The 26,375-nt window shown below is 54.8% G+C and carries 23 protein-coding genes and 3 pseudogenes; 13 read left to right on the top strand and 13 right to left on the bottom strand.

The genetic code is table 11. The annotated features are described in order from the left end of the window. Nucleotides 1-8 precede the first annotated feature (8 nt). The 6 genes and pseudogenes from NBH12_RS04815 to NBH12_RS04790 all read right to left on the bottom strand — a co-directional run. A pseudogene (locus NBH12_RS04815) lies at nt 9-2,726 on the bottom strand (S9 family peptidase); the annotation flags it as partial. Nucleotides 2,727-2,787: 61 nt separating this feature from the next. After that, nucleotides 2,788-4,044: an App1 family protein phosphatidate phosphatase gene (locus NBH12_RS04810; protein ID WP_077420656.1), complete on the bottom strand. Its 1,257-nt coding sequence runs from the start codon at nt 4,042-4,044 to the stop codon at nt 2,788-2,790. Nucleotides 4,045-4,090: 46 nt separating this feature from the next. Continuing rightward, nucleotides 4,091-4,492, bottom strand: coding sequence for a glycine cleavage system protein GcvH (gene gcvH / locus NBH12_RS04805; RefSeq protein WP_003828399.1), 402 nt, complete (start codon nt 4,490-4,492; stop codon nt 4,091-4,093). A 15-nt stretch (nt 4,493-4,507) separates the two neighbouring features. Next, complete coding sequence (gene nudC / locus NBH12_RS04800; protein ID WP_052828814.1) at nt 4,508-5,764, bottom strand: NAD(+) diphosphatase; 1,257 nt, start codon at nt 5,762-5,764, stop codon at nt 4,508-4,510. 133 nt (nt 5,765-5,897) lie between these two features. Continuing rightward, complete coding sequence (locus NBH12_RS04795; RefSeq protein WP_052789398.1) at nt 5,898-6,743, bottom strand: alpha/beta fold hydrolase; 846 nt, start codon at nt 6,741-6,743, stop codon at nt 5,898-5,900. Nucleotides 6,744-6,877: 134 nt separating this feature from the next. Beyond that, complete coding sequence (locus tag NBH12_RS04790) at nt 6,878-7,540, bottom strand: NUDIX hydrolase family protein (protein WP_014484086.1); 663 nt, start codon at nt 7,538-7,540, stop codon at nt 6,878-6,880. A gap of 167 nt (nt 7,541-7,707) precedes the next feature. On the opposite strand from NBH12_RS04790, the gene trxA reads away from it, so the two are divergent. Both trxA and NBH12_RS04780 read left to right on the top strand, forming a co-directional pair. After that, nucleotides 7,708-8,079, top strand: a complete 372-nt coding sequence (trxA, locus tag NBH12_RS04785) for a thioredoxin (protein ID WP_003828388.1) — start codon at nt 7,708-7,710, stop codon at nt 8,077-8,079. 173 nt (nt 8,080-8,252) lie between these two features. Beyond that, on the top strand, nt 8,253-9,236 hold the full coding sequence (locus NBH12_RS04780) for a resuscitation-promoting factor (RefSeq protein ID WP_106630874.1): 984 nt from the start codon (nt 8,253-8,255) through the stop codon (nt 9,234-9,236). 187 nt (nt 9,237-9,423) lie between these two features. On the opposite strand, the gene NBH12_RS04775 is transcribed toward NBH12_RS04780, so the two are convergent. Together NBH12_RS04775 and NBH12_RS04770 are read right to left on the bottom strand one after the other, a co-directional pair. After that, entirely contained in the window at nt 9,424-10,800 is a 1,377-nt protein-coding gene (locus NBH12_RS04775; RefSeq protein ID WP_250819232.1) for a hypothetical protein, read from the bottom strand. Nucleotides 10,801-10,997: 197 nt separating this feature from the next. After that, nucleotides 10,998-12,434: a tyrosine-protein kinase domain-containing protein gene (locus NBH12_RS04770; RefSeq protein ID WP_250819231.1), complete on the bottom strand. Its 1,437-nt coding sequence runs from the start codon at nt 12,432-12,434 to the stop codon at nt 10,998-11,000. Between the two features lie 301 nt (nt 12,435-12,735). On the opposite strand from NBH12_RS04770, the gene NBH12_RS04765 reads away from it, so the two are divergent. From NBH12_RS04765 to NBH12_RS04755, 3 genes and pseudogenes are all read left to right on the top strand, one after another. Next, nucleotides 12,736-13,170: a hypothetical protein gene (locus NBH12_RS04765; protein WP_014484088.1), complete on the top strand. Its 435-nt coding sequence runs from the start codon at nt 12,736-12,738 to the stop codon at nt 13,168-13,170. A 304-nt stretch (nt 13,171-13,474) separates the two neighbouring features. Further along, a complete protein-coding gene (locus tag NBH12_RS04760; protein WP_250819230.1) occupies nt 13,475-14,866 on the top strand; it encodes a hypothetical protein in 1,392 nt (463 codons plus the stop codon). A gap of 163 nt (nt 14,867-15,029) precedes the next feature. Next, a pseudogene (locus tag NBH12_RS04755) lies at nt 15,030-15,227 on the top strand (IS30 family transposase); the annotation flags it as partial. 109 nt (nt 15,228-15,336) lie between these two features. Here NBH12_RS04755 and NBH12_RS04750 read toward each other — a convergent pair. After that, the gene (locus NBH12_RS04750; RefSeq protein WP_250819228.1) at nt 15,337-15,939 is read right to left on the bottom strand and encodes a DUF3800 domain-containing protein; all 603 of its coding nucleotides are present in this window, start codon (nt 15,937-15,939) and stop codon (nt 15,337-15,339) included. 405 nt (nt 15,940-16,344) lie between these two features. Between NBH12_RS04750 and NBH12_RS04745 the strand changes: the two genes are divergently transcribed. After that, nucleotides 16,345-16,599 carry a DNA-binding protein gene (locus NBH12_RS04745; protein WP_232782067.1) on the top strand — a complete coding sequence of 85 codons (255 nt, stop codon included), beginning with the start codon at nt 16,345-16,347 and terminating at the stop codon, nt 16,597-16,599. 361 nt (nt 16,600-16,960) lie between these two features. Here NBH12_RS04745 and NBH12_RS04740 read toward each other — a convergent pair whose 3' ends face one another. From NBH12_RS04740 to NBH12_RS04730, 3 genes are all read right to left on the bottom strand, one after another. Then, nucleotides 16,961-17,542, bottom strand: coding sequence for a hypothetical protein (locus NBH12_RS04740; RefSeq protein ID WP_003828348.1), 582 nt, complete (start codon nt 17,540-17,542; stop codon nt 16,961-16,963). Then, entirely contained in the window at nt 17,539-18,324 is a 786-nt protein-coding gene (locus tag NBH12_RS04735; protein ID WP_003831686.1) for a hypothetical protein, read from the bottom strand. Before NBH12_RS04735 ends, NBH12_RS04740 begins: the two co-directional genes overlap by 4 nt. A gap of 320 nt (nt 18,325-18,644) precedes the next feature. Further along, nucleotides 18,645-19,160, bottom strand: a complete 516-nt coding sequence (locus NBH12_RS04730) for an IS3 family transposase (protein WP_258927282.1) — start codon at nt 19,158-19,160, stop codon at nt 18,645-18,647. A gap of 23 nt (nt 19,161-19,183) precedes the next feature. On the opposite strand from NBH12_RS04730, the pseudogene NBH12_RS04725 reads away from it, so the two are divergent. Both NBH12_RS04725 and NBH12_RS04720 read left to right on the top strand, forming a co-directional pair. Continuing rightward, nucleotides 19,184-19,744, top strand: a pseudogene (locus NBH12_RS04725) (helix-turn-helix domain-containing protein). Next, a complete protein-coding gene (locus NBH12_RS04720; protein WP_134859408.1) occupies nt 19,705-20,550 on the top strand; it encodes an IS3 family transposase in 846 nt (281 codons plus the stop codon). The pseudogene NBH12_RS04725 and the gene NBH12_RS04720 overlap by 40 nt, the downstream one beginning before the upstream one ends. Before the next feature lie 42 nt (nt 20,551-20,592). Here NBH12_RS04720 and NBH12_RS04715 read toward each other — a convergent pair whose 3' ends face one another. Further along, nucleotides 20,593-20,814: a hypothetical protein gene (locus tag NBH12_RS04715; RefSeq protein ID WP_226791989.1), complete on the bottom strand. Its 222-nt coding sequence runs from the start codon at nt 20,812-20,814 to the stop codon at nt 20,593-20,595. 23 nt (nt 20,815-20,837) lie between these two features. On the opposite strand from NBH12_RS04715, the gene NBH12_RS11120 reads away from it, so the two are divergent. The 5 genes from NBH12_RS11120 to NBH12_RS04690 form a co-directional block, all read left to right on the top strand. After that, nucleotides 20,838-21,509 carry a hypothetical protein gene (locus NBH12_RS11120; protein WP_502801748.1) on the top strand — a complete coding sequence of 224 codons (672 nt, stop codon included), beginning with the start codon at nt 20,838-20,840 and terminating at the stop codon, nt 21,507-21,509. 377 nt (nt 21,510-21,886) lie between these two features. Further along, nucleotides 21,887-22,519: a hypothetical protein gene (locus NBH12_RS04705; RefSeq protein WP_115786273.1), complete on the top strand. Its 633-nt coding sequence runs from the start codon at nt 21,887-21,889 to the stop codon at nt 22,517-22,519. Nucleotides 22,520-22,528: 9 nt separating this feature from the next. Then, a complete protein-coding gene (locus NBH12_RS04700; RefSeq protein ID WP_106641305.1) occupies nt 22,529-23,887 on the top strand; it encodes a hypothetical protein in 1,359 nt (452 codons plus the stop codon). A 32-nt stretch (nt 23,888-23,919) separates the two neighbouring features. Beyond that, entirely contained in the window at nt 23,920-25,677 is a 1,758-nt protein-coding gene (locus NBH12_RS04695) for a hypothetical protein (protein ID WP_250819226.1), read from the top strand. Between the two features lie 385 nt (nt 25,678-26,062). After that, nucleotides 26,063-26,375, top strand: a 313-nt coding sequence (locus tag NBH12_RS04690) for a helix-turn-helix domain-containing protein (protein ID WP_250819225.1), incomplete at its 3' end; no start/stop codon positions are given.

Genomic DNA, 26,375 nt, shown 5'->3' with positions numbered 1-26,375 from the left:
CATGACACCTAATGAGCGAGACCCATCACGTCCATGCACCAGGCGTTCTCGTACGAGACCTCCTGCCACTGCTTGTAACGGCCGGAAATGCCACCGTGACCGGCCTCAACCTCAATCTTGGCCACCGCGTCCACGCCTGCGGACTGCAATCGGGCCAGCCATTTCAGCGGCTCGACATACAGCACGCGGGTGTCGTTCATCGAGGTGGTGATGAAAATCTTGGGGAACTGCGCTGCGGAAACGGCCTTGCCGGTGGCGGCGCCGGCAGAAGAGACCTTGTCATCGACGGTTTCTCCATCACCGTCCTCCGCTCTGGCGACCGGCACATTCTCATACGGCGTGTAGGACTTCATGTACTGATACACCTCGGGGTCGTGCAGCGGATCACCCCATTCATCCCATTCGGTGACGGTCAGCGGCAAATCCGGGTCGAGAATCGAAGTCAGCGCGTCCACAAACGGCACATCGGCCTCAACTCCGGCATAGCACTCGGGTGCCATGTTGACGATGGCACCCATAAGCAGGCCACCGGCCGAACCGCCATTGGCCACCGTGCGTCTGGCATCGGCCAAATGAGCGTCCTGCAATGCGCGCGTAGCATCCACGAAATCCTCAAAGGAATGCTTCTTGTTGAGTCGCCGCCCCTGCTCATACCAAGCGCGGCCCATCTCACCGCCACCTCGAATATGCGGCACTGCGTACAGCACGCCACGGTCGAGCATGCTCAACCGAGCCACCGAGAAGCCAGGGTCGGAGGAAATCTCATATGCGCCATATCCGGTGATGAACATCGGCGAATCCTGCGCCGGGCAATCACGATGCCAGACCAGCGAAACAGGAATCCGCTCACCATCGCGCGCGGTAATCCACACGCGGCGCTCCATATAATTACGCGGGTCGAAGTCACCCAGCACAGTGGCACGCTTGAGCAGCGCGTCTTTCCCGGTGGCGGGATCGATTTCGTGCAACTCGCCGGGACGCGTGTAGCTGGCAAAGGAGTAGCGCATGCGCGGCGCGTCATACGAGGGATTGCCGCCGGTGCCGATGGTGTACAGTCGCCGGGTCTCGCCGGGCAGGTGGTCGTCGCTGGCGCCATCGGAGGATTCGGTGTGGTCGGTGGTCGAGCCGAACAAACCGCCAAACCAGTCGCCGCTGCGCTTGCTGATACCGTCACCTTTCATGGAGGTCGCGGATTTACCTGTTCCCGAGCTCGCGCTGGCAGATGATTCAGCCTTTTCGGCATCATCGGTCCACAAGGTTTCGCCGTGGTCTCCGGTCACGTCTTGCCTATCCGCCGCGACCATGTCCCAATCGCCCTCAAGCGGCGGAGGCAACAACTCCACGAAACGCCACGGACGACCAGCCAGAAAATCAGCGGATGCAGCGTCTTTGGTCATATATGCCACATGCGGCTGCCCGTCGGAACGGTAGCTCAGCGATACAAAATGGCGGTGCAGGGCGATGCCCTCAATGCCCAGACCATGCGCACCTTGCAGAATCGCCGGATTGGCGGGATTGAAGTAGGCTTCAGTGATCGGCTTATCCGATTCGCCATGCTCACAGCCATAGGGCGAGCCGGCAGCCACGCATACGCCTTCACCCAGCCGGTAAGGCGGCTTATGGTCGCGCATGTCGATAACATCAATCTCAAAATTCGGGTTGACGGCGTTGTGATAGACCACGGCAAGCGGCACATCCTCGCCATGCTCACCCGCACCTTCAAAGCAGGCAAAGCTCACATCGTATTCCACGTCGGTCTGGCGCGGAATGAACGCCTGAAACTCGCCTTCGGGAGTGACCACAGGCAGCATCAGCACTTCGGTGGTGGTTTTGGAACCGGTGCCAATTACGATGTTGCGCTCATCGAAGCTGATGCCCACGCCCACCCAGAAACGCTCGTCCGCTTCACGATACACGCACACGTCATCGTCAACGGACGTACCAACCTGATGCCTCCATACGGCAAACGGACGCCAGGAATCATCGACCTCCACCCAGAACACCCATTTACCGTCCGGGGTGAAGCATGCGCTGCCGATACCATCAAAGTGTTCGGGTAGTTCCGCCGCCGCAGGACGTTCCGTGGCCTCGTCACCGGCTGTCGCTTCAGCCGGTTCGGCCGCGCTCGCATCGCGGAAAGACAGAGATTCATCAGCCATCGGCATATCGAGGTCGGGGAACGCCCCGTCAGCATCGGCAGCCGTCAAGGACTCCAAGTCTCGAATACGAAAGTCATAGCGTTCGTCACCGGTGACGTCGACGCCGTACAGCAGCCATCGGCCATCTTTGCTTACATCCATGCCACCGAGCCGGAAGAAATCATGCCCCTCGGACTCGCGGTTCACGTCGAACACAATCTGCTCGCCGGGCATGGATCCGGGCTCGCCCTTGGCGTCCACCACCGGCGGCTCCCAATCGTTCTCGCCACGCACGGGTATACGGCACTGCACGCCGTACTGCTTGCCCTGCTGCGTACGGGTGAAATACCAGTAGTCATTCACGCGCGTGGGCACCGACATATCGGTCTCTTCCACGTGTGATTTAAGCTCCTCAAACAGCGTGTTGCGCAAACCGGCCAAATGCGCCATGCGATGCTCGCAGTACCGGTTTTCCGCGGCCACATAGTCGCGTACCTCGGCGGATTCCTTATTGCGCATCCACTCGTAATCGTCCTCAAATACATCACCGTGGAATTCACGGCGCTTCGGTTCGCGCTTGGCTACAGGCGGCATCGGCACTTCGGCGTTCGTCTTCTCGTCGGTCATACCACGCGATTGTACGCGAGACTCACACCACGTGTTCTTTCAGATACGGCAGCATGGTCTTCAAGATATTCGATCCGGTGGTGCCGGTGAACACCGGAACGTCGGTGACCGGCATCGGTTGCGTGGAAGTCAGGCCCGCCACGGAAGCCAAACCGGATGATTCCTTGGGACTGAGCTGACGAATCGCGATGGCCAGCACACGTCCTGGGTATCGATGGGCGATGGTGGCATACGTGGTGGGATCCTTCTGCCCATCGTCGCCAACAAGGATGAACTTCATGTCCGGAAAATCAGCCATAAGCTGCTCGGCGAACTCCAGTTTGTGCTGCGGGCCGGAAGGCACGAAGGTCTTCGGGCGCGGGTCAAGATCGCGTAACAGCAGCGGGCCTTCAGGAAACCCATGATCGGTGATAAAGTTACGAATCGAACTTTCCACATTCCATGGCGAGGTCGAAAGGTAGAAGAACGGCGCACCGGGAAACAGATCGGCGATGCGCGTGAACAGCACGCTCATGCCCGGCACGGAAGCCTTCTTCTTCGGGTTGAGGAAAAGCAGATTGTAGGCGGCCTTCCACAGCACGGGCGCCTGCGTGATCATGATGGTGTCGTCCACATCGGAGATGATGCCGACTTTGGCACTGGCCGGAATGGTGTACAGGTTGGCGGAAACGGGCTTGCGGCGCTTCACGCTGTACGAGACGCGATGAATACCGGGTTCAAGGCGATGCTCAGCCACGAGGTCAAGGTAGCCCGCGGAATCAGAGACCGCATATTCGCTACTGAGGTCACGGGTGCGATCGACCTTGTCATACACTTCAGAATCACCAATTTGTATGGTGTTCAACGGCATGTCATCAATGCTGGCCTGCACATGGGTGCGTGGGGCGGGCACGGTCAGCATGCCGCGAATGCCCCTGCTTACCTCGCCGGGTCGCGCGTTTTCGGGAGCGTATACCGTACGGCAAATCAATCGCGAATAGTCACTGGTGCCATAGCCCACATAGGGTTCCACACGTGGATACCAGCCGAGATGGCGCACCGCCAGTGCGGAAAGACGCGACCAAATGCCGAACGTGCCGGTGAGGGTACGGCGAATCACACGGGTGAACGCCGGCTTGACCTCAAGCCGCTCACGGCTGGACGGCGTATCGAAAGTGGTGGCGGCCTTGCGCGCGGGAATCGGCACCGTAGGCATGTCATCGGGCGATGGCGCACTACTGCCATGTACTGGCGTCAGGTGTCGGGCGGCCGCTTCAAAATCCTCGCGTGGGCTTCTCATATGCACCAATATAGGCCACTCAGGTTATGAGTTCCTGAACACTTGGCTACCGTATAATCTTGGCATATTCCTCGGCGGTCAGCAGCTCAGGCTCATCATCGTCGAGCTCAACCTTGAGAATCCAACCTTCGCCATAGGGATCGCCATTCACCACGGACGGGTCGTCCGCCACGTCGCGATTCACGTATTTCACGGTACCGGCCACCGGGCTGATCAGCGGCTGGACGGCCTTCGAGGATTCAAGCTCCACGATTTCGTCGCCGGCCTCCACGCGGGTGCCCGGCTCAGGCAGATCCACAAACACGAGCTCACCCAGTTGGTCGGCGGCGTATTCGGTGATGCCGATGATGGCAAGATCGTCCGAACGATCCACCCATACGTGTTCGTCGGAGTACTCAAGATGCTCGGGAATATCGAGGTTCAGCGGCTGTTCGGTTTCATCACTCATACACACCAGCCTAACCTATAGCTCGCGTCCAAGCCACTCCTCAATCATGTACCGTGCGATGGTGGCGCGCCCTGGTGCCACCATTCGGCCGGCAATCAGCTCGGCGGTGTATTCGTCGCGCGTGACCCAGCGTGCGGTCACGGTTTCCGAACCGTCCACATGCACATCCGTGGTAATCGCATGTGCCTTGAACGCCATCATCAACGAGGCAGGGAATGGCCATGGCTGCGAACCCAAGTACCGCACCTCGCCCAGCTGAATGCCGGTTTCTTCGCGGGCCTCACGCCGGCACGCATGCTCAAGGTTCTCCCCCGCTTCCACGAATCCGGCAGACACCGAATACAGATTCGGGTCTTTCCACGCCGCATTGTGTTGCAGCAGCAGACGGTCCTGCCCGTCCACAACAGCGGTAATCACCGCCGGCTCGACGCGTGGGAACAAAATACGATTGCCGTCAGCCTGGTTGGAGCAACGCTGCGCCCATCCGGCGAACGACGGCAACACGGGGGCACCGCATGTGGGGCAGAACCGCTGACGGCTATGCCAGATGCTCAGGGTGACCGCGCTGGTGGCCTGACCGGCCTCCCGCGCGTTGGCGTGTGGCGCAAATCCACGCAAATCCACCCAGTCGAACCGCGTTACGGCCTGTTGCAGCAGTGTGGGCTTCGGCGCGGCGTGGGATGCCGGGGTGCTGACCGACTCGTCAAATGCGTCATCCGCACCTTGCCCAGCTGAATCCGGCACACCAAAGGGAGCAGCGGATTCGGCGGCTCCGCCCGATTCGCCAGCACGCTTGCCAGCAGCGTTACCGTTGGCATTGGCCAAGCCCATCGCGCCATCGACAGTGCCGGCATCCTGAACACCCAGTACGCCGTTGGGCTGTGCGCCGGGCACAGCACCTTCACCGGCGTCCGGTACGCGGGAAATGTCGACCGCAATCACGCATTCGCCGCGCACACCACCGTACGAGCCGAGGAACATGGCGACCGCTTCAGGGTAACGGCGCAACTCCTCGCCAACGTATGCGCCCGGCAGCGTGGCGAGCCGCATTTTCACGCTCTCATAGTCCACAAGGTCGCCCTGCCCGCGCGGCACGGCAACCAGCCCGCCACGGGTCAGCACCACTTTGGTGGCCGGGTCCGCGAGCAAGGTGTCAATCAGATCGGACTCGCTACGCCGATCCACCTGATAGTCGATATCGCCTTGGGCAAGCGGCAGGAACGGCAGCGCGCGGGTCAGCGCCAACGGCGAGAAGTGAATGTCAGCAGTCATACGTATCTCCAAAATGCAGTTTTGCCCCCGCCGGCGGGGGCTGTCGGCGAAGCCGACTGGGGGTGGTCTCAGACGGAATCCTCGCCAGACCACCCTCCGGCGCTACGCGCCACCTCCCGCCAGCGGGAGGAAGTCAGTGTTGTTGCACGCGCTTGACGAGCGAGAGCAGGGCACGGGCCACGGTGTCCGGGTGTTCGACGGCGCTGAAGTGACCGCAGTCGGGAATGTCCACGAATTCTGCGTCGGCGATCTTCTCGGCCAACGGCTTCAGCACACTCGGATTGCTGGATGGATCCTGCTCGCCGGATACCACCACGGTGGGCACGCTGATGGTGGCCGGCACATCGCTCATATCGGGACGGCCATAGGTCATGCGCTGACGCCACGCCAGACCGGCGGGATTCTGCTCCTCTATCCAAGCGGTCATGGTCTCGATGAATTCGGGCGTACGCTTCACGGTGGAATCGCCCTCGGCCGGGCGTGCGAAATGCATGACCGGCTCCGCGGAATTGGTCTGCTCGGCAGCGTTCGCCATGGTCAGACGGCCTTCGCCGCCCACACCGTCAGAGGCGGCCATGGTGTCACACAAAGCCAGACCGGCCACGGCTTCGGGGTGACGGCGTTGAATATCCATCGCCACATAGCCGCCCATGGACAGGCCCACCCAAATCGCCTGTTCGTAGCCAGCGGCCTTAATCAGATCAACGTAGGCATCGGCCAGTCGATCCAAAGCCTCGCTATATGCGCCGTTGGCCATACGCGGCCCGGAATCGGCCTCGCTGGGAACCGGGGATTCACCCGAGCCCGCCATATCCGGCGCCCAAATCGGGAACGGCGGCACATCCTCCAGATCGGCAAAGTCGGCGAGCGCCTTTGCACAGACGTCCCACATGCGGTGATCCACCGGGTAGGCGTTCATCAGCACCACCGGCACGCCCTCGCCGTCCCTATATATATGATTGGCCAGTTCTATTGCCATGAATTACTCCTTCACATTCATGCCCCGCTGGCGGGGCTGTCGGCAAAGCCGACCGGGGGTGGTCTCAGACGGAATCCTCCCCGGACCACCCTTCGGCGCTACGCGCCACCTCCCGCCAGCGGGAGGTTGAAAACTCAGATTCCGGCCCAAGCCAGCGCCTGCCGCACGATGTGGCCATGCCCGTTGACCATCTGCGCCACGAAAGTATCCATCATGCCGCTCTTCAGGTCCACCCATTCCACGTCCAGGGTCTCGTCCTGCGGCTTGCAGTCGCCGGCAATGGGCACCACGTAACACAATGCGATCGCATGCTGGCGCGGATCATAGTATTCGCCCAGCCCCGGCGTGGGGAAGAATTCAGCCACGGTGAACGGCTGCAGTGAGGTGGGCAGCAACGGCAGCGCGATATCTCCCAAATCCTTGGCCACATTACGGGCAATCGCCTCGCGCAACGTCTCGTGATACAGCACACGGCCGGTGATCAGCGTGCGCTCAATGGACCCGTCTTCGGAAACGCGCAGCAACGAGCCGACCTGGGCAATGCGCCCCATTTCATCGGTACGCACCGGCACTATCTCCACGTATGCGATGGGCATTTGGTGGCGGGCCCGGTTGATATCGGCCGGGCCAAGCCACCCCGGAGGATTGCCATGGCCCGAACCGCCCCCGTGAATGAAGTCTTCGGGCGTGATGTTGTCGAATTCGCCGCGGCCACGCCCGGCGTCGTAATCGCCCTCATCGGGCACTTCATCATTCATGACTGGCATGGTCTCATTATCGCGCGCATTGATGAACATGGGCACAATTCACCGAAAAATTGTCTGTGAATTCTCAACAAAGCGTCTCATCGCCTCCATGTGCCCGCAATCCATTCAGCTTGGGGCACAAGCTTTTGCCGAAATGTTGGGTGGTGCTGGGAAACTGGTACACAGCATCAAGCACTGTGTTTGAGGAAGGAACTTCAATGGCCACCACCGCCATCACTTCAGCTGAGTTTGAGAAGACCATTACTGACAACGAAATCGTGTTCGTTGACTTCTGGGCCACTTGGTGCGGTCCGTGCCGAGCATTCGGCCCGATTTTCGAAGCTGCGTCCAACGAGCCGGAAAACGCGAACATCGCTTTCGTCAAGGTGGACATCGACGCCAATCAGGATCTGGCTCAGGCTGCCGGCATTCAAGCTGTGCCTACGCTGATGATTGCCAAGCAGGGCGAGGTCATCTTCCAGCAGGCCGGCGCGCTGCAGGCCTCCGATCTGGACGACCTCATCGCCCAGGCCAAGGCGCTGGATCTGGCCGCCGCCAAAGCACAGCAGGCAGCGCAGGAGCAGCAGTAAGCCTTATCACGCTGCAGCAGCGGAAGCGCGGAAAAGCCCATATATAGCGCTTCCTTGCACTGCTAACTACTACATATGCCATCCGTGGCGGGTCGAACACCCACCACGGTTTTTTTATTCATCCACTCAACGTCCTATGATGGAGAGCAGTGTGTACCCAACCAAGGAGCGCAATGTCGAAGCACGCTGAGCGGACCTCATTCGTCAAAACCCTGTCTCGGGGCCAGTGGGCGAAGATCGCGGCGGCCGTGGCCGCAGTGGGTCTCATTGCCACTGCAGGCGTTATATCTCGCGACTTCTATCAGTCGAGCACCGCTACACCTTCCATCACCCCAACCTCATTCTCCGCCACTGATGGTGCGGCTTCCCGTTCGGCATCCCGCGGCGCGCTCAAGAGCACCACCTACGTGACCGTCAAGGTCAATGGCAAGTCTCGCGTGGTCCTTGGCGAAAAAGCCAACATGACCACCGTCAAGGATGTGCTGGAAACCGGCGATATCGTCCTCGATCCGGAAGACAGCGTGACTCCGAGCCTGGATTCCAAGGTCAGCGAGTCCACAGTCATTTCCATCCACCGCGCCAACACCACGGTGGAGACCACCGACACCGAAATCGCCTTCAATGAAGTGCGCAAGGAGACCTCGAGCCTGCCCAAGGGCCAGGAGAAGGTCGAGACCGAAGGCGAGAAGGGCGTGCTGGAGACCACGTCTCTGGTAACTCGCTCCGGCGATCAGGTCGTTTCCTCCAATGTGTTCACCTCCTGGGTCAAGAAGGCTCCGGTCGATAAGGTGATTCTGGTGGGCACCGCCACCGTGTCTTCGCCCAGCGTCGCCAGCCTCGGCACCACCACGCCGGCCGGCGAGATTCAGTCCTGGGCGCATGACTACCTGATTTCCAACGGCTACTCCGAGGCCGACTTCACCGCCGCCAACTTCATCATCAGCCACGAATCCGGCTGGAGCCCCACCGCCACGAACCCGTCTTCAGGTGCTTATGGCCTGCCGCAGGCACTGCCGGGCAGCAAGATGGCTTCCGCAGGTGCAGACTGGCAGACCAACTACCAGACCCAGTTCAAGTGGTTTGTGAATTATTGCAACGGCCGCTATGGCTCGATTTCCGGCGCGTACGCGTATTGGCAGAAGCACAAGAGCTACTAAGCCAGCCAAATCAACACGTACACAACAGGTTCCGCGCCGCAAGGAGACTTCACCTTGGCGGAAGCCCCCGAAGGCGAAGTCTCCTACCAGTCCGTGAACGGCACCGCTGGTGGAAATGCGCACTACTGTTATTCGCGGTTCCTTTGACAATTTAGGCTAGCACAATCACTTACTGCTTCGACTCATCTTACGGTTTCGTCTCCTGATCGTCTGTACCCAGTTTCGTCCCCTGATCGCCTGTACCGTCGGGCTGTGTTTGCTGTTGCTGCTGCAACAACTGCTGCTGCCTTAATCGTGCATAATAATCATTCAGAGCTTTCTGCCGCGCTGCTTCTCGCTGAGCTTCAACAGCTGCACTGTAGTTTGCCATGGACGTGTTGACGGCATCCATAGACGCAGTCAACGTGTTGACGGCATCCTGCATGGCCTTTACGTCAGTGCCCTGCTGGGACAGCACGGTATTGGCGTTGGCGATGTCGCTTTCCAGCGTCACGCGCGTTGAATTATCGTCGACGGCATACAGGCTGTTGTCCAGCAAAGTCTGAGCCTCGGCTATCTTGCTCTGCAACGCCTGCTGAGCGTTAGCCTGATCCTTGGCGTTCTTGCTGTCCGTCACGGCCTTTGCCGCGGCAGTAATCGCAGTGGCGTTCTTCTTGGCGGTCTTGGTCTGGCTAGTGGCCGTCTTGGCATATTCCTTGAGGTCCGACGTAGAAGCTGAAGTCTTGCACTCCACCGCTTTCACATTCTTTACCGCAGCAATTGCCTTCTTCAGCGTATCTATGGTCGCGCCGTCAGCCACTTGATCAGCTGTAATGCTTTGAGCACTCTTGGCGTCGGCCAACGCCTTGGCCAGCGCCTTCTGAGCGGTGGAATTCTGGTCCACGGCCTCAGTACATGCTGTCAACGCATCCTGATGCAGCTGATGGCTTTCCCGACGCTGCTCGCTGAAACGCCAGTACCATACACCACCAATGATCGCTGCAATCACCACCAGCGCAACAATCACCGAAATGATAATGCCCTTGGTCCTCTTCTTGCCGCCCTTGCCACCGCGAGGAGTCTCTGCCACACGGTCTTCTTCCGGCTCCTCCACCGGCTCAGGATTCTGTTCGATGGCACTGAAGTCGATGTTCAGATCGTCTGTGGCATTGGTACGTTGCGGCTTGTCATCAGAAATCGGCGCGAAAAGCGGCAGCGTCGCATTATTATCCTGCTGAGGCGACTGAGCACTTTCCGCAGTATCAGGTGCCGCAAAAGTCATCGGGGCATTAGCCACAGCATCGGAAGGGGAAAAGGTATCGCCAGCAGTATTCGCCGCACTCGCAGTAGGCCATTCCAATACTTCGTCAAAGCTGGGGAAGACGGACTGAACGCCACCCGCAACAGTCCCCGTACCATTGTCACCCTGCGCAATACCGCCGTCGTTCTCGTCGAACGAGATGGACGGTATATCCCAGAAGGTATCGACGATGTCACCGCGAGCCGGCGACGCAGAGGAACCAGATTCCGCGTTCGGTTCAGGGCGTTCGTCTGTTCCCATGCTCTTCTCATTCCTTTGCATCATTGAAGTCATTCCAAACTGTCAGTTTATCCAGCCCTATGCCGAGCATGCCAGCTGGTATTCAAGAATGTCACAATTCTTTACTATTCGATATACAGCCAGCACCATAAATCCAACAACTCAGTCTTATAACAGTAAACCGTGCGGCACAGAAGTACCGCACGGTTCATATTGCAAGACGATCGGCAAACGCCAAACTATTACTTGCGGGCTTTCTTCTCGCCCTTGCTCTTGGCGCCCTTATGAGAGCTGCGCTTGTTGCCGTCCTCGTAATAGTAGTAGTAATAGTTCTTCGAGTGTATCTTCTTCGGATCAGCGAAGTTGAAGATGAAGCCGAGAATCGGCACTTCAGCGGTCTGCAGAGCCGTAGCGGTGTTCTCCAGCTCCTTCTTCTCCACTACGCCCTTACCAGTCACGAGCACCAGACCGCCAGCCATACGTCCGAACACGGTGGCGTCGTTGGCCACGGACAGCGGAGCAGTATCGATAATCACGTAATCGTACTGGGTGAGGGCCTGCTCGACCATTTCCTTCATGAGATCGGAGTTCAGCAAGATGCTGGCGTTAGCCGGGCGCTTGCCGGCAGGCATGATGTGCAGGTTCGGCTTCCAATACTTCTGAATGACATCGGCCGGGGACGCCTGGCGAGACAGCACGTGAGACAGGCCCACGTGGCCTTCAATGCCGAGCTTGTGGGCCACGGACGGGTGGCGCAGATCGGCGTCGATAAGCAGCACGCTCTTGCCTTCCTCGGCGAGAGCCACGGCAACGTTGGAGGAAACCGTGGTTTTACCTTCGGACGGATCGGTAGAGGTGATGACCAGCAGTCGGCCATGACCCTGCGTGGCAGTGGTGGTAAGGAACGACAGGTTCGTACGAATACGACGGAATTCCTCGGCCTCGCTACCGGCCGGCTGAGCGACTACGACCGGGCGGCTGTCGTCAAGAATCGTGGCCTGTGGCACAGTACCCAGCGAAGAAGCGTGGGTCAGCTCACGCACATCATCGGTGGAGTCCACCTTGGTGTTGAGGATGTCCTCCAGCAGGGCAACGCCAATACCCACGATGATGCCGAGAATCAGGCCCATAGCCAGATACAGCGGAATGTTCGGGGAACTCTGCCCGGTAGGAGTCTGAGCCTTCTGCACTACCGTGAGCTTGATGGGAGAGCCGCTGGAGGAGGAGTTGTTGTACAGGTCAGAGGAAATCTGATCGGAGAGGTTCTTCGCCACGCTGTTGGCGATGTCGGCCGCTTGCTGCGGATCGTCGACTTCCGCCGAGATGTCCACCATGAATGTGTTCGTGGGGTTCGTAGCGGTCACCACGCCGGCAAGATCGGTCGTGGTCATATCCAGGCCGAGATCCTTAATGACGGGCTGGAGCACGGCTTCGGTCTTCACCAGTTCCGGATACGTCTTGATCTGGGTGTTCAAATAATTGGCACCCGAGCTCATATCGTTGGTGGTCTGCGTCTCGCCGGACTGACCGGCATACGTGGCGAACACTTCAGCCGTAGCCGTGTACTTCGGCGGCATGATGAACGTGACAGCTGCAACCGCAGCAAACACCACCACAAACGAGATGATCGCAGACGCGAGATGCTTGCGAACAATCTGCAGCAAATCAGCGATGGTCAATGTTCTTCCTTACCTCTTCGGGAAATTTTCACAGATGGTCTATAATTTAGCACCTACCGGGGAACTTCTCGAGCTTTTGTATCCTTGTGAACAATGACCAAAACCCTTGATACGACTGCAGAATAACTGTACACAATCGCAATCACAATGTATTCTCACTCAATATTTTGCGACAGCACTATTCCCCTATTCCATATTATGAATTGAGATTGAGAATGTGATATATAAAATTGTAATTCAAATTATCATTCATTACAATCAAAATTGTTAATACTATTTATGCAGTGTGAAGGAGTATATTATGGCATCCTTGCTTCAAGGATTCGAAGAAGTTCAGCTAGTTAAGCCCGTTGGCAAAACGGTAATGACCGTTACCGATTCCGTTGTACGTTTTAATAAGGCCACCGCAGAAGTGCTGAATTTTCCAGCACAAGTTAAGATCCTTATTAACGATAAAACCAGACAGATTGCCGTCACGCCGACTACCGCTAAGGCGAATAATGCCGTGAAATTCAGCAAGGGTGAGGGCAAGCAGACTACGTCTGTAAGTATCAAGAATGCTGTGCTTGTTGAAGCAATTTCCAAGTACTTCACGCTTGTCGAAGCTCCAGAAGGCGAGGTCTCTTTCGCCTCCGTCAACGGCACTGCTTACCCGGAAGACAAGACCGTGATTTTTGATGTCGCAAACGCCACTGCCGGCACCATGAAGCGCCGCGGCCGCAAGAAGGCTGAGTGATTTCTGCTTAATTCGCGATTATACGAATACTGTAAAAGCCTGGATTTCGAATTAATGATAATTCAGGCTTTTAATTTCCAAAAACCAGCATGGCTTGGGTTGAACAATACATGCACCAGCCCCACGGAGAGGATCTAAACGGCTGATTGGCCCATAGATTATTCAGTTTTTGTAAGCGACTGCCAATTACTTGGTGGGAGTTTAAAAGTACTTCATGAAAGTGAACGGTTGACCGAACCCCCATCACCTCACCCACACGTGCAACTGGTACAGTTCTCATGGAGGATATGGGAGGGAACCAAGTATGTCCACACCGAACAATACGCAGCTCGGCAACAAGTCAGTTCAAGAAAAACGCAGAAACTCCGGTCATTGCCCCGCGCTACAGCGCGGGGCAATGACCGAGACGCTGACTCGTATCACCATCACCCCATCAGACATGTTGATGTTTGCCGCAGCGGCCATGCTGCCATTTGATGGCACAAAAATTGGCATTCCACTCCCCTATTGGACGCCAATCTCCCCCTGGTTGTTCACCCTGTACACAATCATCAACTGGCGATACTTGCGCGATACCGCACGCCGCTTCCTGCCGTTCTTCCTCTTTCCCCTGCTACTAGTGCTCACATCCGTATACGGCTGGCAGTCATATGGAATACACGCCAGCGCAACCGCAAAGTCATTCATCTCCATATTGTTAGGGCTGGCGTGCTTGGCTTCGCTCGACATCGCGATCCGCATTAAACGTGTACCTGTACGAACATTGTTAACTACGCTATTCACCGCATATGTAGTGGCATTCCTCATTGGGATACTGCAATATATCGCTTTAGAACGACATCTGAACTGGCAGCCAGTACGAGCATATTTTTGGGGTGCTCTGTATAGAAACTATGCGAGCGTTCGTCCTCAATTCATGTTCGCAGAACCTAGCTATATCGGCATGCATCTGTTCGGCGTACTCCTGCCAGTTTTCTGGCTGACCCGCGACCGCAAGATTGGCATATTGATACCGATATTTGCCGCTGGAGCAATTGCGATGGGCTCCGGCACCCGAATCATACTGGATACAGTGGTAGCTACATTTATCTGGCTGATAGCGACAATCAACTTCCACTCACGTAAGGTAACAGCTGGGTTCGTCAGTGCTTTAGGACTTCTTGGAGCAGGTGGATTGAGCGCAATTATCATCAATCCGCGTCTAAACTCTTTAGCCACCAATGGATTACTTGCTGGTGACGGATCGATGAGTGCAAGAATCTTCCATATGCTCGCTCCCATGTGGTCATGGAAACATGATCTATCTCACTTCATGTTTGGATGGGGCGCAGGCAATATCTCTAATGCAGTGCGTACTGGTTACGCCGGTGCCCGCCAATGGTATGACTCCCATGGCGGTGCGCCCAATACCGAAATCGATGGTTTAGCAAATCCCCCAGCGGATACTTTCACAATGAGCATCTATGCCAGCTTCATTACCGAATTTGGTCTATTTTGCTTTTTGGCCTTCTTGCTCTTGGTATTAGTACACGTAGCGGTCCATCATGGATGGAGCCGACGGAACATATGCTGGTTCATTCTTCTCGCATACCTATATATTCAGTTTGAATCATACGCATTCTATGCAATTCCACTGTTCATATGGGCTGTCTGCACAATAATGAATCGAGGAAAAAACAACATCAATTCCCTTTAGATTGCGAGAATCACAATTCGCTACTCTCTATCATGCCGATAAAGAGTGCGCATACGCCCGTTGTCTAATTGAAAGTGCAACACCCGTTAGATTGGAGATTGTCCAGATAACCAAACGAAGGGGTGTTGCACCTTGGGCCAAGTGTATTCGCGCCTGTCGGAAGAGGAACGGCATGATCCGCCGCTACCTGCCCAAACGCACGCCCATCGCCCCCTCCATGGCACGCGAACTGCAGGAGATCGTCGACGAAACCGACAACAGGCCCATGCGAGCGCTCGGCTACCGCACCCCCGCCGAGGCATTCGCCGACGAACTGCTAGAATCAGCCGAGAACAAGGACGTTGCACTTACAAATAGATAACGGGTTCTTTGACTCTTAAGGTATCGAAGCGTATACTGTAAAGACGATGAGCTTAAGCAGGCATGCTTATGATCGTTGTCCGCTCGGGGGTTCTTCTGAACCCCCGAAGCTATTTTTGATATCCAGGATACAGTTCCGGCATCAAGTAATACGATTTGCGGTTTTGCAGGTATGAGATTCCAGATGACCGATGAAGATGTGGAAGTAAAATCTGCGCAGTTTTCAAGACCTCTCGGTCGCCTTTTGAACTCATATCGTCACGGTTTAATCGAACCGCGCGGTTCAATATGAAAAGAGCCGTATCAATAGCCTGAAGGCCAAAATACTTGCGTGAGTCTTCCCAACGGAACGGGAAATCAATGTGTGCAAGATCCGAGCCTACATATCCTTCCGTCGAACCAAGTAGCTTATACCGTTTCAGCATGCCTTCGTGAGCCGCTGGATCAGATACCTTATCCGCCACAATCTGTATGTTCCGGATGCCCTCTGACTCCGCGTAAAAGTTGACGCGCTCCAGACAATACTGCGAAGCCAAAGAATGAGGATCATGCGCATGCTCGCCGTACCGCCGCTTAAGCTGACGTTCATGGACTCCGCGTACAAAGAGAACGCTTCCACTGGCGGTTATCTCATTCATCAAAGAACGATAGATACCGATAGCAGCACGATGCTTTCCTTTCAAGCCAATCCAATCATCTTTGTACTGGAACATGCGGTGACTCAGATTCATCAATAAACGCGTAGTACATGTGCATATACTAGCGTGCAAATAAGATTTATCCCCAACGCCACCTTTATACCTGGCCAGCACACACTTTATTTGGTTTGTTCTCTTCTGAGATCCAGGAGGACACTACTTTGGCCACCGCCCATTGTTTCTCTCTAATCTCCTTTAGATTAAAATCGAATGAAGCAACAAAGGTAGCTCCGATAGTGCCGACCGATTCCAAGCAATTCCAGAAATCTCATTTCCGGTCGACAGAAACAAAAAATGCTTGATAGATATGGCTCCCGTGCACGCAAGCACTTCAACTACAAGAATTCCAACGACTATCAGACATACGATTGATAAGGGGCTGCGGACGTTTTCTTGGAGACTGAACGAAAGGATTATCACATGTTCAGCCCCGAGGAACGACAGTGCGCGGTGGACCTGTACTTCACCACACCGATGACCACGGACCAGGTCATGAAGCACCTAGGATACCCGACCAGACAGTGCCTGGAACGCTGGCTGACAAAGGATCCCCAGTATGCCGGCCATATGGCGAAACCCATCATCCCACTGGAGACGAGGACCAAGGCGATCGAACTGGTGCTGGGCGGCATGCAGCAGAAGCGGGCCGCCGAATGGATTGGCTACAATGCATAGAGCATGACGGGCCCGCGCCCGGCACCATGACCGCAGCGCAGCTACCCACCAACGGCATCAACGCCTACGAGAGCGGGTTCGGCATCAGAACAGGCTGGGCAGGACGCTCACACTAACCCACCAACACGCCAACAACACACCCGAATAAGACCCACGTTTCTTTACTTAACCCTACTTTTTGACCCTTAACCCGTAGTCGCTATGCGGTTATGCCGCATAGCGCGGGAGCCGGCCCCCATGATGCACAGGGAATCCGGCTCCTACTTCCATTTCCTCCTCAGAGGTTGGCTTACTGGTAAGTATATACCATTCGGCTGACGGCCTTAGTGTGATGTCTCCACAGGCTGAATTGCAGCGTGACTTACGCGAGATGGTGCAAATCCAGTTCGCGCATGTCCAGGGTTTCGAGGAATGATGAGAAGTCTTGGCGGCCGCGTTGCGCATCGCCGATGGCTCCAAGCGCTTGGTCTGCTATCCACAGCCGAGCGTCGGAAAAGCCCGGGGCGAAGTCCACGCGGAGTCGGCTGATGAAACGCCTGCTCCGCAATCCACGGACGAACATGAGGTCTCTGTCGTCTTGGCTGGTTTCGCGTGATTCTAGAACGAGACGCGAAATCCCGTATTCTTTCTCCAGCGTGGGCAGCAGAAGTTCGAGGCATTTACGTCGGGCGCGTTCGGAGGTGACCGTGCCATCCAAGGGCGTAGCGGCTATGGCGATATGGGGCAGTGACAATGCCTCGATGACTGGTATGGATCTGCGTTTCTCCGAAAGCGTCATGTCACGCCAATGCAACTTGGAGACTTTTCGTTTGGTCGCGGAAAGCAGCTGTCTGCGGATATCGCGCTCTTCAAGTCCGCAGATGCAAGCTCCCATGTAGTAAGTGGGGATGACGCCGCCTTGGGTCTGTACGCTTTCGTCGCCCCATGCGATCAGTTCACTCATGCTTCTCCTCCTTTCGTCTCGTGCGTGTGCCGTCTCGAATCCAACGTTCGTTTGTCGAATGGCGGGCAGACATAATATTCGTTCACCACGGTGATTCCCGTTGGGCTCAGCGGGGCTTCCTTGAGGTGTTGTTCCTTGCGGATCAGGCCAATGCGCTGCAGTTCGCGCAAGCCGCGCTCGGCGGTGTCTGCGGACCATCCGTACCATTCCGGCATATGTTCCGTTGGAAGCTCGCATGGTGTTCGTTCGCCAAGGACGACGAGGAACATCGCCAAGGCGGGCAGACTGATGTCCTCATCGAAGCGGCTCTTCCAAAAATCGTGGGACAGTCGTATGTACCGGCTCGCGGGTCGCTGGTATTCCTCACCCGAGCCGTCCTGCGCGAGTAGCTTGATCTTGATTTTGCGCTCTTTGCCGCAACGGGATTTTTCGATCAGGCCACGTTGTTGAAGTCGCAAGAGAATCCTCGTGGCGGCAGCCTTTGCGGTCGCAATGCTACCGGCTGTTTCCGAGCATCCAAAGGCACGAGCCCATGTTTGCAGGGGCAGCGATGTGTACCACTCGTTCTCCGTGTCGGGGCTGCTTGCGGATGCCGCGATCAGTAAATAGGCCTTCAAGCCCCTGAGATCTCCGTTTGTCACGAACTGGGACAGCACGCTGCTGCGCTCCTTGCTTCCGCGAGGCTGCTGGATGAAGGACTTGCTAATCGGAACGAAAGGACGGTTGGCGTTTTCAAGAATGGCCTCGACCGTCTTCCTCCAATCGATTTGCTCTTCCACCATCGCTTCACCTCATCTCAAGTATCGGTTTCGACTTGCTACATGCTATCGCACTCAAGGGTTTTCTAAAACGAATAAAACTAGGTTGATGATACGCTACAGCGGGTATATGTATATTTCTTGATATTTCTAATGTAATACACATGTATATGCCTTGGCATGTCTATAACAAGCAAGCTTTATGGCGGCATCGTAGAACCGCTCGAAGTGAAAGCAGCCTGCACCTGGGGCAAAAATTGACCCTCATTTCGCCATGTAGCGGAAAACTGCGCGAATCTACCATGTTTGCACTAGTGCTGTTCTCAACTGTCATGCGGACTCTCTCATAAAACGTCCGGAAATGTAGCGGAAGAGTCGGCGCTTGGCACATCCCATGATGGAGCTGAGGGAGGCGATTGAGGTGCGGGCTGAGGGATGGCGGGGCGGCAACTTGCCGAAACACACGTGGACTCGACCACCGCGTTGCCACAGGAATTGCCCTTGCACGAGAGGGGGCGTTCGACGCCGAACACGCCGAGCGGTTCGCCGATCCCCGGGTCGTCGAACTCGCCGCCACATTCGGTATGGAAAAAAGTGCTGCGGACGTTTTCTTGGAGACAGTCACGCAGCCCTTCCTTGGTTTTTTGACGGCATTCTACCGGGCTCATCCAGCCAAACGACCGTTTGATGCGCGCATGGTTGTACCAGTGGATGTAATCGTCTATCAGGACGAGCACCTCATCACGGGCACACTCCTCCCAATGCTCGGGATAGACGGATTCCGTCTTCATACGCCCGAGGAATCCCTCCGCGTTGTGAACCGCACCCCGATTGTTGGACTGAAGAAATTCAGATTCGATGATCGGAGGTGCGGTTCTTTCGTATGCGTGAGGATCGAAGGAGACACTACGACGACGGGTTCCGGCGCGAGGCGCTAGAACTCATCAAGGCAGGAGCCAGCGGGAACACGCTCGCCAGACGGCTTGCCATACCGGTGTATACCGCGAGAAACTGAATCATGCTGTACAGGTCCGGCGGCGAGGAGGTGGTCATGGGAGGAAACGGCGGCAGATGCTACGACTGGGAGACGAAGGTCGCTGCGGCACGCGACCACGTCGAGAACGGCATGGCCAAGACGGAGTTCATGGCCAGGCACGGGATCGCGAGCGTCGCGCCCCTGGAACGCTGGTGCCGCGAGTACCGGGCGGGAGGCCCGGAGGCGCTCAGGCCGAGGCCCAAGGGCAGGCCCAGAGGCTCGAAATCCAAACCGAAGCCCGAACCGACGCGCGAGCAGGAGCTCGCCGAACAGGTCGCCTATCTGAAGGCGAAGGTCGCGTACCTGGAAAAACTCCGGGCCCTGCGGGCGCAGAAGTCACGAGACGCGAGAGAAGCGCCGTCGTCCGACTGCTCGCGGGGCGGGGACACCGGCTCGACCACCTCCTGAGGATAGCGGGACTGGCCAGATCCACGTACTTCTACCACCTGTCGCATCCGGAGCGTGTGACGCGGGCCGATCTCGAGCCATTGGTCGGCGAGATCTGGGGACGCACGCCGAACGGGTGCGGCCACCGGCAGATACGCATGTGCTTGGTCCACGAGTTCGGACGGAAGGTGTCGGCCAAGAGCGTGCTCAGGGTCATGCGCCGCATGGGACTGAGATGCGCCATCCGCTCCAGGAACCCGTGGAAACGCTATAACTCGTACAGGGGCGACGAGGGAGGCCACGTGCATAACCTGCTCAAACGCGACTTCGACGCGGCCCGTCCGTTCTCCAAGCTCGGGACCGACGTCACCGAGTTCAAGGTCGCCGGCTCCAAGGCGTACCTCGCGCCCGTGTACGACATGGCCAGCAAGGAGATCGTCGCCTGGGACGTGAGCCGCAGTCCGGACCTCGGGCGGCAGAGGCGCCCGTTCGCCATGCTCGCGGAGCGCCTGCCCGCCGGCGCGGAGCCGATCCTGCACTCGGACATGGGATGGCAGTACCAGCACCGATGGTGGAGGGACGAGCTCGAACGCCTCGGCACCCGCCAGTCCATGAGCCGCAAGGGCAACTGCCTGGACAACGCCGCCACCGATCAGGTCTTCGGCCACTTGAAGGACGAGTTCTACCGCGGCCGCGAGTTCGACTCGTACGAGCGGTTCAAGCGCAAGCTGGATGCGTACATCATCCATTGGAACACCAGACGGCGCCAGATACGACTCGGGGGACATACCCCGGAGGAGTTCCGGAGCATGTCCCTCGCGGTCTAGGGCTGTATACTAATTAACAACGTCCAACAAACGGGGCGCAGTTCAAAACTGACGGATAACGCCTTTTCCTTGATGGCTGAACAGTACGCGGGACATAAAGTACTTAGGGGAAGACGATGCGCTGGAATCGCCTAATGCCTCATCAACTGTTGGGACCGAACTGCCCGACACCCCGCTTTCCTCCAGCTTTCGCAGTTCTTCCAGCAGTTCTTCCGGAACGTCTTTTTCTTCGAAATCGACATCGGTTATACCGAGATCGGCCACTCTGATCAGTTTCGACAGCAACAATGCCCGGCCTGGATTCTTGCGGATTCGGTGTACAAAACCCCGAAGGAATTATCGAAATCCACGGCGGGATAGCACTGGATACTGTTTGCAATAATGTTGTATGCAGGTATCACACTTGTAATGTTCAGTGCGGCCGCGGCCAAGAGAAGAAGCGCGTTCTCCCGAACAAGGTGAGCGATTTTCCCTATGTTGGGGAATTGAGCGCCGATCTTAGTCTTCTTTCCGATTTCACGTTCGAACACTACAGTGCGCCGATTGGTCGCAGACCGAAACATCCACAGCACTTCCTCCAGCGCCTTGTGGGCATCGATACGGAACCAGTATTGGCAACGGTTCCCATCTTTGGCGATGAATTCAATATAGAACGTAGACGGTTACTTTGCGCTTTCACGGTCCAACAGGAAAAGCTGCGTATTAATGCCCTCGCGAAGAGCAAAACTATTGCGTACGAAATTGGAGAAAAAATTCATGCATTTGAGCAGGTTCGACTTGCCCGCTGCATTATCGCCATAGATGACGGCAACGGGGAAAATCCGACTCCATGCCCCCTGCTCTTCTTGTGTGCCGTGCCGACCTTTGCGGAGCATGGTAAATTCCTGCTCGCTTTTGAAACTCAAGCAATTTTCAACAGTGAAGTTGAGCAGCATTCATTCCGCTCCTCGGCTTTCTGATTTTTCTCTACTGTCACGATATGATACATGAAACTCAGCAAATCTCAATCTTCGATGCTCTTTTTAGACTTATTGCAAAAATTTTGCTTAAAAGCTATATAAATGCATGGCTACATCACCGTGCATGTCACGGAGACCTAGGCTAATCAAACGGCAGATAGTCAATTCGCAGAGGCATTGTATCCCAAGAATCATCAGAGCTCCGACGCTCTCGGGCATAGCTCTGCCCCTCAGTTTCCAACCGCTTTTTAGCGAATGAAAACCGCACGCAGAACGCAGCCAGGTCCTCTTACGTCAGCGGCAGAATCCGAAAGTGCGCAAGATCTCGGATCTATATCCCAAATCCCCTAATCCACAAAAAGAGATATAGTTATTTCATGCCATCAGGTGAAGAAATACAGCGTAAAGGTGAAGAAGGCGCTCATCGAGCTAAAAGATGGCTCGAACGCACATTAAGAGCAAAAGTACAATGGGTCAACCCCGATCCCACCGCCGTTAAAAAATTAACCTATAAATGGCCAGGCAATAGCAACACCTTCTCCTTTGATTTAGGTGGATCATTCATTGGGCAAGGCGACGATGACAGCAAAACTCGCGAAGGAGAAAATTTCTTCGCAGAGGTTAAGAACTACTCCAGCTCCAGTGACCAATTGTCCATGTTCACTGATTTTTTGGCAAAATGCTACGTAGCCAGAAAAGAAAATCCGAAATTCACTGACATTTTTCTATGGATTACCTGGTCCCCATTCGGGGTTACAAAATGGAGCCAGTTGCATTCACCAGAAGAAATTAAAGAAGCAATCCTAAACAAGAGAAATCAGTTGAGATCTCTGAATATTTCAGATACTCAAGAAGCAGATGAGACTCTTTCTCAAGAGAAAGAATTTCTCAATGGTCTATCCAACGACATATGGATTCTAGTTCTTTCAAAAGAGCAAGAAGATTTCCTAACTATTTCAAAAGATGAAATGAGAGTAATAGCACAATATCGTACGGGAAAAGAAGGATGATGATGTCCTATGATGCACAACGATGAAATCGAAACAATTCAATCCATAAAAGATAAGACACGGTATTACATCGAACAGTGCAGTCCAGAATCGAATATCCGATATACTGACTATTTCAATCATACTTTTATTCCAGACATGGTCATCAACTGGAATAAACAAGAAAGATATTTATATATACGAACAACTCCAGATATTAATTGGATATTTGAGGATGCAAAACTATTAGACATTTTCCATCCGATTATTCTCACAATCGAAGATTTTAATGAAATTACCGATAAAAGTATTCCTGAACTTCAAGGCAAGCCCATCAGCTCCCTCATCAGCAACACCATGACTTTAAGAATGCTTACAGAACAAAATCGGGAACAAGCTATTTATAAAATAGTCAACCACCCAATACCCCAGTATGGGCGCGGACTTTTTACAAAACCCTTGGCAACAAAGACAACACAAGATTTTATCGATGGAGCCAACGCTGCAGAATCTCTTGATGGGAATCAAGTAGCACACTCATTGCAAACGATGCACCACGTTATGTCCAACGACGGAAGAAATCAGATTGATTCGTTTTATCAAGCATTATGGTGCGGACATGGTGGGGCAATAGCTAACTATCCTTCACCCGCCTTATTGGGAAACGAGCTCAATGACGAAGGATGGGACTATCTTCTTTCTCACTCAGACGAAAATACGCAGTGGTCATCTATACCCGCAAAACTCACGCTTCCACAAACGTCTCAGCTGAATGCACAAAAACACCCCTACAACTTCAATTCCTTGATTGCAGGAAAAGCAAACACAGTTGCTGTTAAGGCAGCGAAAGTTGTTCGAACACCACCATCTTTATTCTCCGAGTCAGCGCATCTTCCTTTTTGGCACTGGACCATTGACGAAAACCATCTAATTGCTACAAATGGAACGACACAAATTATATTCTCAGACTCGACCGAAGATATCAAAAAGATGTATGAGTCCGAAGATATTGCAATGCATGAAGGGCTGAATGTTGACACCTTTATCCATAGAGTGGCTGGATTAAAAATCCAGCGAGTTCAAGTAGACAACCGCGACAGCGTAACTGTTTATAATATCCCGGACTCTAAAATTCAAAAAAGCAACACACTGCGAATGTTTGGGAAGAATGCTCGAGTCATATCCTGTGAAGCGCAAATTCCAATTTCAAAGAGGGAAAAGAACATCAAATTTGATTATACAAATGGAATTGCGAATGTTCAACGAGGTATCTGTGATCTTCAAGCTTTTGCACAGACGATTATTCCCGCTATGGTTGATTTAAAAGAATCAGAATATGATTCCTTGTCTCATCTTTTCATGGAAGAAGCTCAAGGAGCTCTTTTCTAACATCCCTGTTAACACTTCAGAAGGAGACATAGATGCAGCAAGGGGTTGAAACGCTCGGCGATGAATGGAATCTAGACCAGCCAACTGCAAAGCTCTTCGAGGAACGATTGAAAACAGTAACCCCGACTCCCCTAGCCTGGGTTGTCATCAATCGATTCGAAAGAAAGGAATGCGACAACAAGCACGATAAGGCGGAATATACCCAGACCACACATTGTGCGCTCATCGACAATGAGAGCGATTCCGTCGCCAAAGCCCTGCACAATTTCAGCATCCCTGGACTAGGCAAATTTGACCTGCGTGTATCAGAGCGAAGCATGACCGGCTATGAACCCTGCTATGGCCTTCGATCAGAGAAAGCTCCATTCTACGGCTTCTTCACGCAAGTGCGCGATGCTCTAGGAAGCACAACGCCGGAAGTGGACATCTTGCCGTCTTTCCTTTGGTTTTGGGATGCGTACAGGGTAAAAGATGAGTGGAAATACACTGACGCGACCGGGAAAGAGTTACCACTACTCCGCTTTACGCTGGACGTTCCCGAAGACGATGAGGCAAATTGGAAACTCGAAGCCAGAGCGTTGGAATTGCGTACTTTTCTGTACTACTGCGATAAAGAATTGCTGTTATACACGGATGACACCTATGCTGGTCTTCCTTGTAATGATGATGCCCGGCAGGAGAACAGCAGAGACTGGTGTTCATATACTTTTATGAAGGAACCTGAAAACCCTTTGCGGAAAAGCGTAATAGCACTATTCGGAAAATACATAATCCATGGCGCGAAGAACACTCAATTCCCGCGATTTCTTGATGATGAAGCAACAACAGAGTATCCGAGTTTCATCATTGGGCTAGCCTCGGACGGCAAGCCTATTCCCGCCAGCTGCGATCCATCTCAGCTTTCTGGATACCCTAGCTCCAGTCCAAATCATCCAAACAAGCTTGAGCAAGTTTGTTTCAAGCCAGAAGTGTTGCAGAGATACTCAGCCAATCCAGACAAGTATCAGGTATCGGACCGCTCCGTTGCCTGCGTGATTGATGGAAGAGGCCTATGGCAACTTGACATCGATATAAACTCTGAAGGGCTTGTCGAAGCGCACCTAGGAGATCTCAGCAGTTTGCCTCGTGAGGAATTGCAGTATTGGGAATCGTTTAATATCACCCCATCCGGCAATCCGAACCCCAATAGAGTATTGCGAGATTACTTCAACATACCCTCGGATTTCAGTGATGTGCCCGTTTTCGAACTTATGCTCTCCTTCAAGAAAGCCTCCGAAAACGTCAAAGAGCAGCTAGGCGTAAGTATCTGGAAAGAGCCGGATAGCCACACTCTCAAAAAGATCAACACGCTTGCAGTGCCAACAGTGGACAGCACTGAAGCATTCAACAATGCGATGTTGGCTTTGACAAAAGCACTTGCAGATACCTTGGACGGGAAGCAGTTACGTAAGCTCTCAGGAATCGTCGACGACAAAATTGGATCCATACAATTAGCAATCTCGTTTTTCCAATCACAAGGAGCCGATACATCCCCCTTCGAATACCTGAAATATGTGCAGGATTTCCGTTCTGGAGGAGGTGCAGCGCATCGTCCTAATGGGAAAGGCGATGCGTCAAAAAGACTTCGCAGACTGTTAGGAGATTGCACATCCACCGATTGGAAAGAACGGCTTGTTTACGTCTGCAATCGGCTTACCGATGGATTTAACTCGCTCGCAGCCTGGCAGATCCAAGACGCGGACAGTCAGGGAGAAAAAGAAACCTCTGACGGAAAGACATCTGACCGATAGGGACAGGCGCCAGTCAGTCGGCATCCGAGAAAATCTCTTCAGATTTGATTGACTCGGAATGCTGTCAAACTGGTTCCTTCCAGCGTCTGACGGCGTTCCTTGGATATGTTACGGGGGCTTCATCTTGCGCCTTCCATTCCCATTTCACGCCGTTCCACTGCCGATTGCATCGCGTCGTATCGTTCGGCCACGCGAAGCCTGTAGGCGGCCTGCCTGCCGCTCGCGGGTCTCGCTAGGCGTTCCACCAGTCCGAAGTCAACCAATGTGCTGATCGCCCGTTCCGCGGCGCGTGGTCCGAGATTCAGCGCGTACAACAGCTTGCCACGTGATTCGGTGGTAGGGGGCTGCGGACGTTTTCTTGGAGACCGAACGGAAAGATTTTCGTATGTTCAGTCTTGAGGAACGAGAGCGTGCGGTGGAGTTGTATTTCACCACGCCGATGACGACGGCCCAGGTGGTGGAGCATCTGGGTTATCCGACCAGGCAGTGTCTGGAGCGTTGGCTGGCGATGGATTCCCGGTATGCTGGCCATATGGCCAAACCCATCATCCCACTGGAGACCAGGCGAAGGGCAGTCGAGCTGGTGCTGGGCGGCATGCAGCAGAAGCAGGCCGCCAAACAGCTCGGCGCGGGCGTCGGCGCGGTGCATGGCTGGGTCAGGGCGTACCGCAAGGGCGGCATGGCCGCGTTGCAGCCCA

The organism is Bifidobacterium sp. M3-N-101 (genome assembly GCF_023656805.1).
GTDB lineage: Bacteria > Actinomycetota > Actinomycetes > Actinomycetales > Bifidobacteriaceae > Bifidobacterium > Bifidobacterium breve.
The sequence above is the reverse complement of the archived record's forward strand: the minus strand, read 5'-3'. Positions and strand labels throughout refer to the sequence as shown.

Bases quoted from the DNA above. Each gene is read 5' to 3' on its own strand.
- NBH12_RS04745 (WP_232782067.1), top strand. From the start codon at position 16,345: ATGTTCAGCCCCGAGGAACGACAGTGCGCGGTGGACCTGTACTTCACC.
- nudC (WP_052828814.1), bottom strand. From the start codon at position 5,764: ATGACTGCTGACATTCACTTCTCGCCGTTGGCGCTGACCCGCGCGCTG.
- NBH12_RS04740 (WP_003828348.1), bottom strand. From the start codon at position 17,542: ATGAGTGAACTGATCGCATGGGGCGACGAAAGCGTACAGACCCAAGGC.
- NBH12_RS04750 (WP_250819228.1), bottom strand. From the start codon at position 15,939: ATGTTCCAGTACAAAGATGATTGGATTGGCTTGAAAGGAAAGCATCGT.
- trxA (WP_003828388.1), top strand. From the start codon at position 7,708: ATGGCCACCACCGCCATCACTTCAGCTGAGTTTGAGAAGACCATTACT.
- NBH12_RS04810 (WP_077420656.1), bottom strand. From the start codon at position 4,044: ATGAGAAGCCCACGCGAGGATTTTGAAGCGGCCGCCCGACACCTGACG.
- NBH12_RS04705 (WP_115786273.1), top strand. From the start codon at position 21,887: ATGCCATCAGGTGAAGAAATACAGCGTAAAGGTGAAGAAGGCGCTCAT.
- NBH12_RS04735 (WP_003831686.1), bottom strand. From the start codon at position 18,324: ATGGTGGAAGAGCAAATCGATTGGAGGAAGACGGTCGAGGCCATTCTT.
- NBH12_RS04775 (WP_250819232.1), bottom strand. From the start codon at position 10,800: ATGATGCAAAGGAATGAGAAGAGCATGGGAACAGACGAACGCCCTGAA.
- NBH12_RS04795 (WP_052789398.1), bottom strand. From the start codon at position 6,743: ATGGCAATAGAACTGGCCAATCATATATATAGGGACGGCGAGGGCGTG.
- NBH12_RS11120 (WP_502801748.1), top strand. From the start codon at position 20,838: ATGCCCGGCCTGGATTCTTGCGGATTCGGTGTACAAAACCCCGAAGGA.
- NBH12_RS04780 (WP_106630874.1), top strand. From the start codon at position 8,253: ATGTCGAAGCACGCTGAGCGGACCTCATTCGTCAAAACCCTGTCTCGG.
- NBH12_RS04790 (WP_014484086.1), bottom strand. From the start codon at position 7,540: ATGTTCATCAATGCGCGCGATAATGAGACCATGCCAGTCATGAATGAT.
- NBH12_RS04765 (WP_014484088.1), top strand. From the start codon at position 12,736: ATGGCATCCTTGCTTCAAGGATTCGAAGAAGTTCAGCTAGTTAAGCCC.
- NBH12_RS04760 (WP_250819230.1), top strand. From the start codon at position 13,475: ATGTCCACACCGAACAATACGCAGCTCGGCAACAAGTCAGTTCAAGAA.
- gcvH (WP_003828399.1), bottom strand. From the start codon at position 4,492: ATGAGTGATGAAACCGAACAGCCGCTGAACCTCGATATTCCCGAGCAT.
- NBH12_RS04700 (WP_106641305.1), top strand. From the start codon at position 22,529: ATGATGCACAACGATGAAATCGAAACAATTCAATCCATAAAAGATAAG.
- NBH12_RS04695 (WP_250819226.1), top strand. From the start codon at position 23,920: ATGCAGCAAGGGGTTGAAACGCTCGGCGATGAATGGAATCTAGACCAG.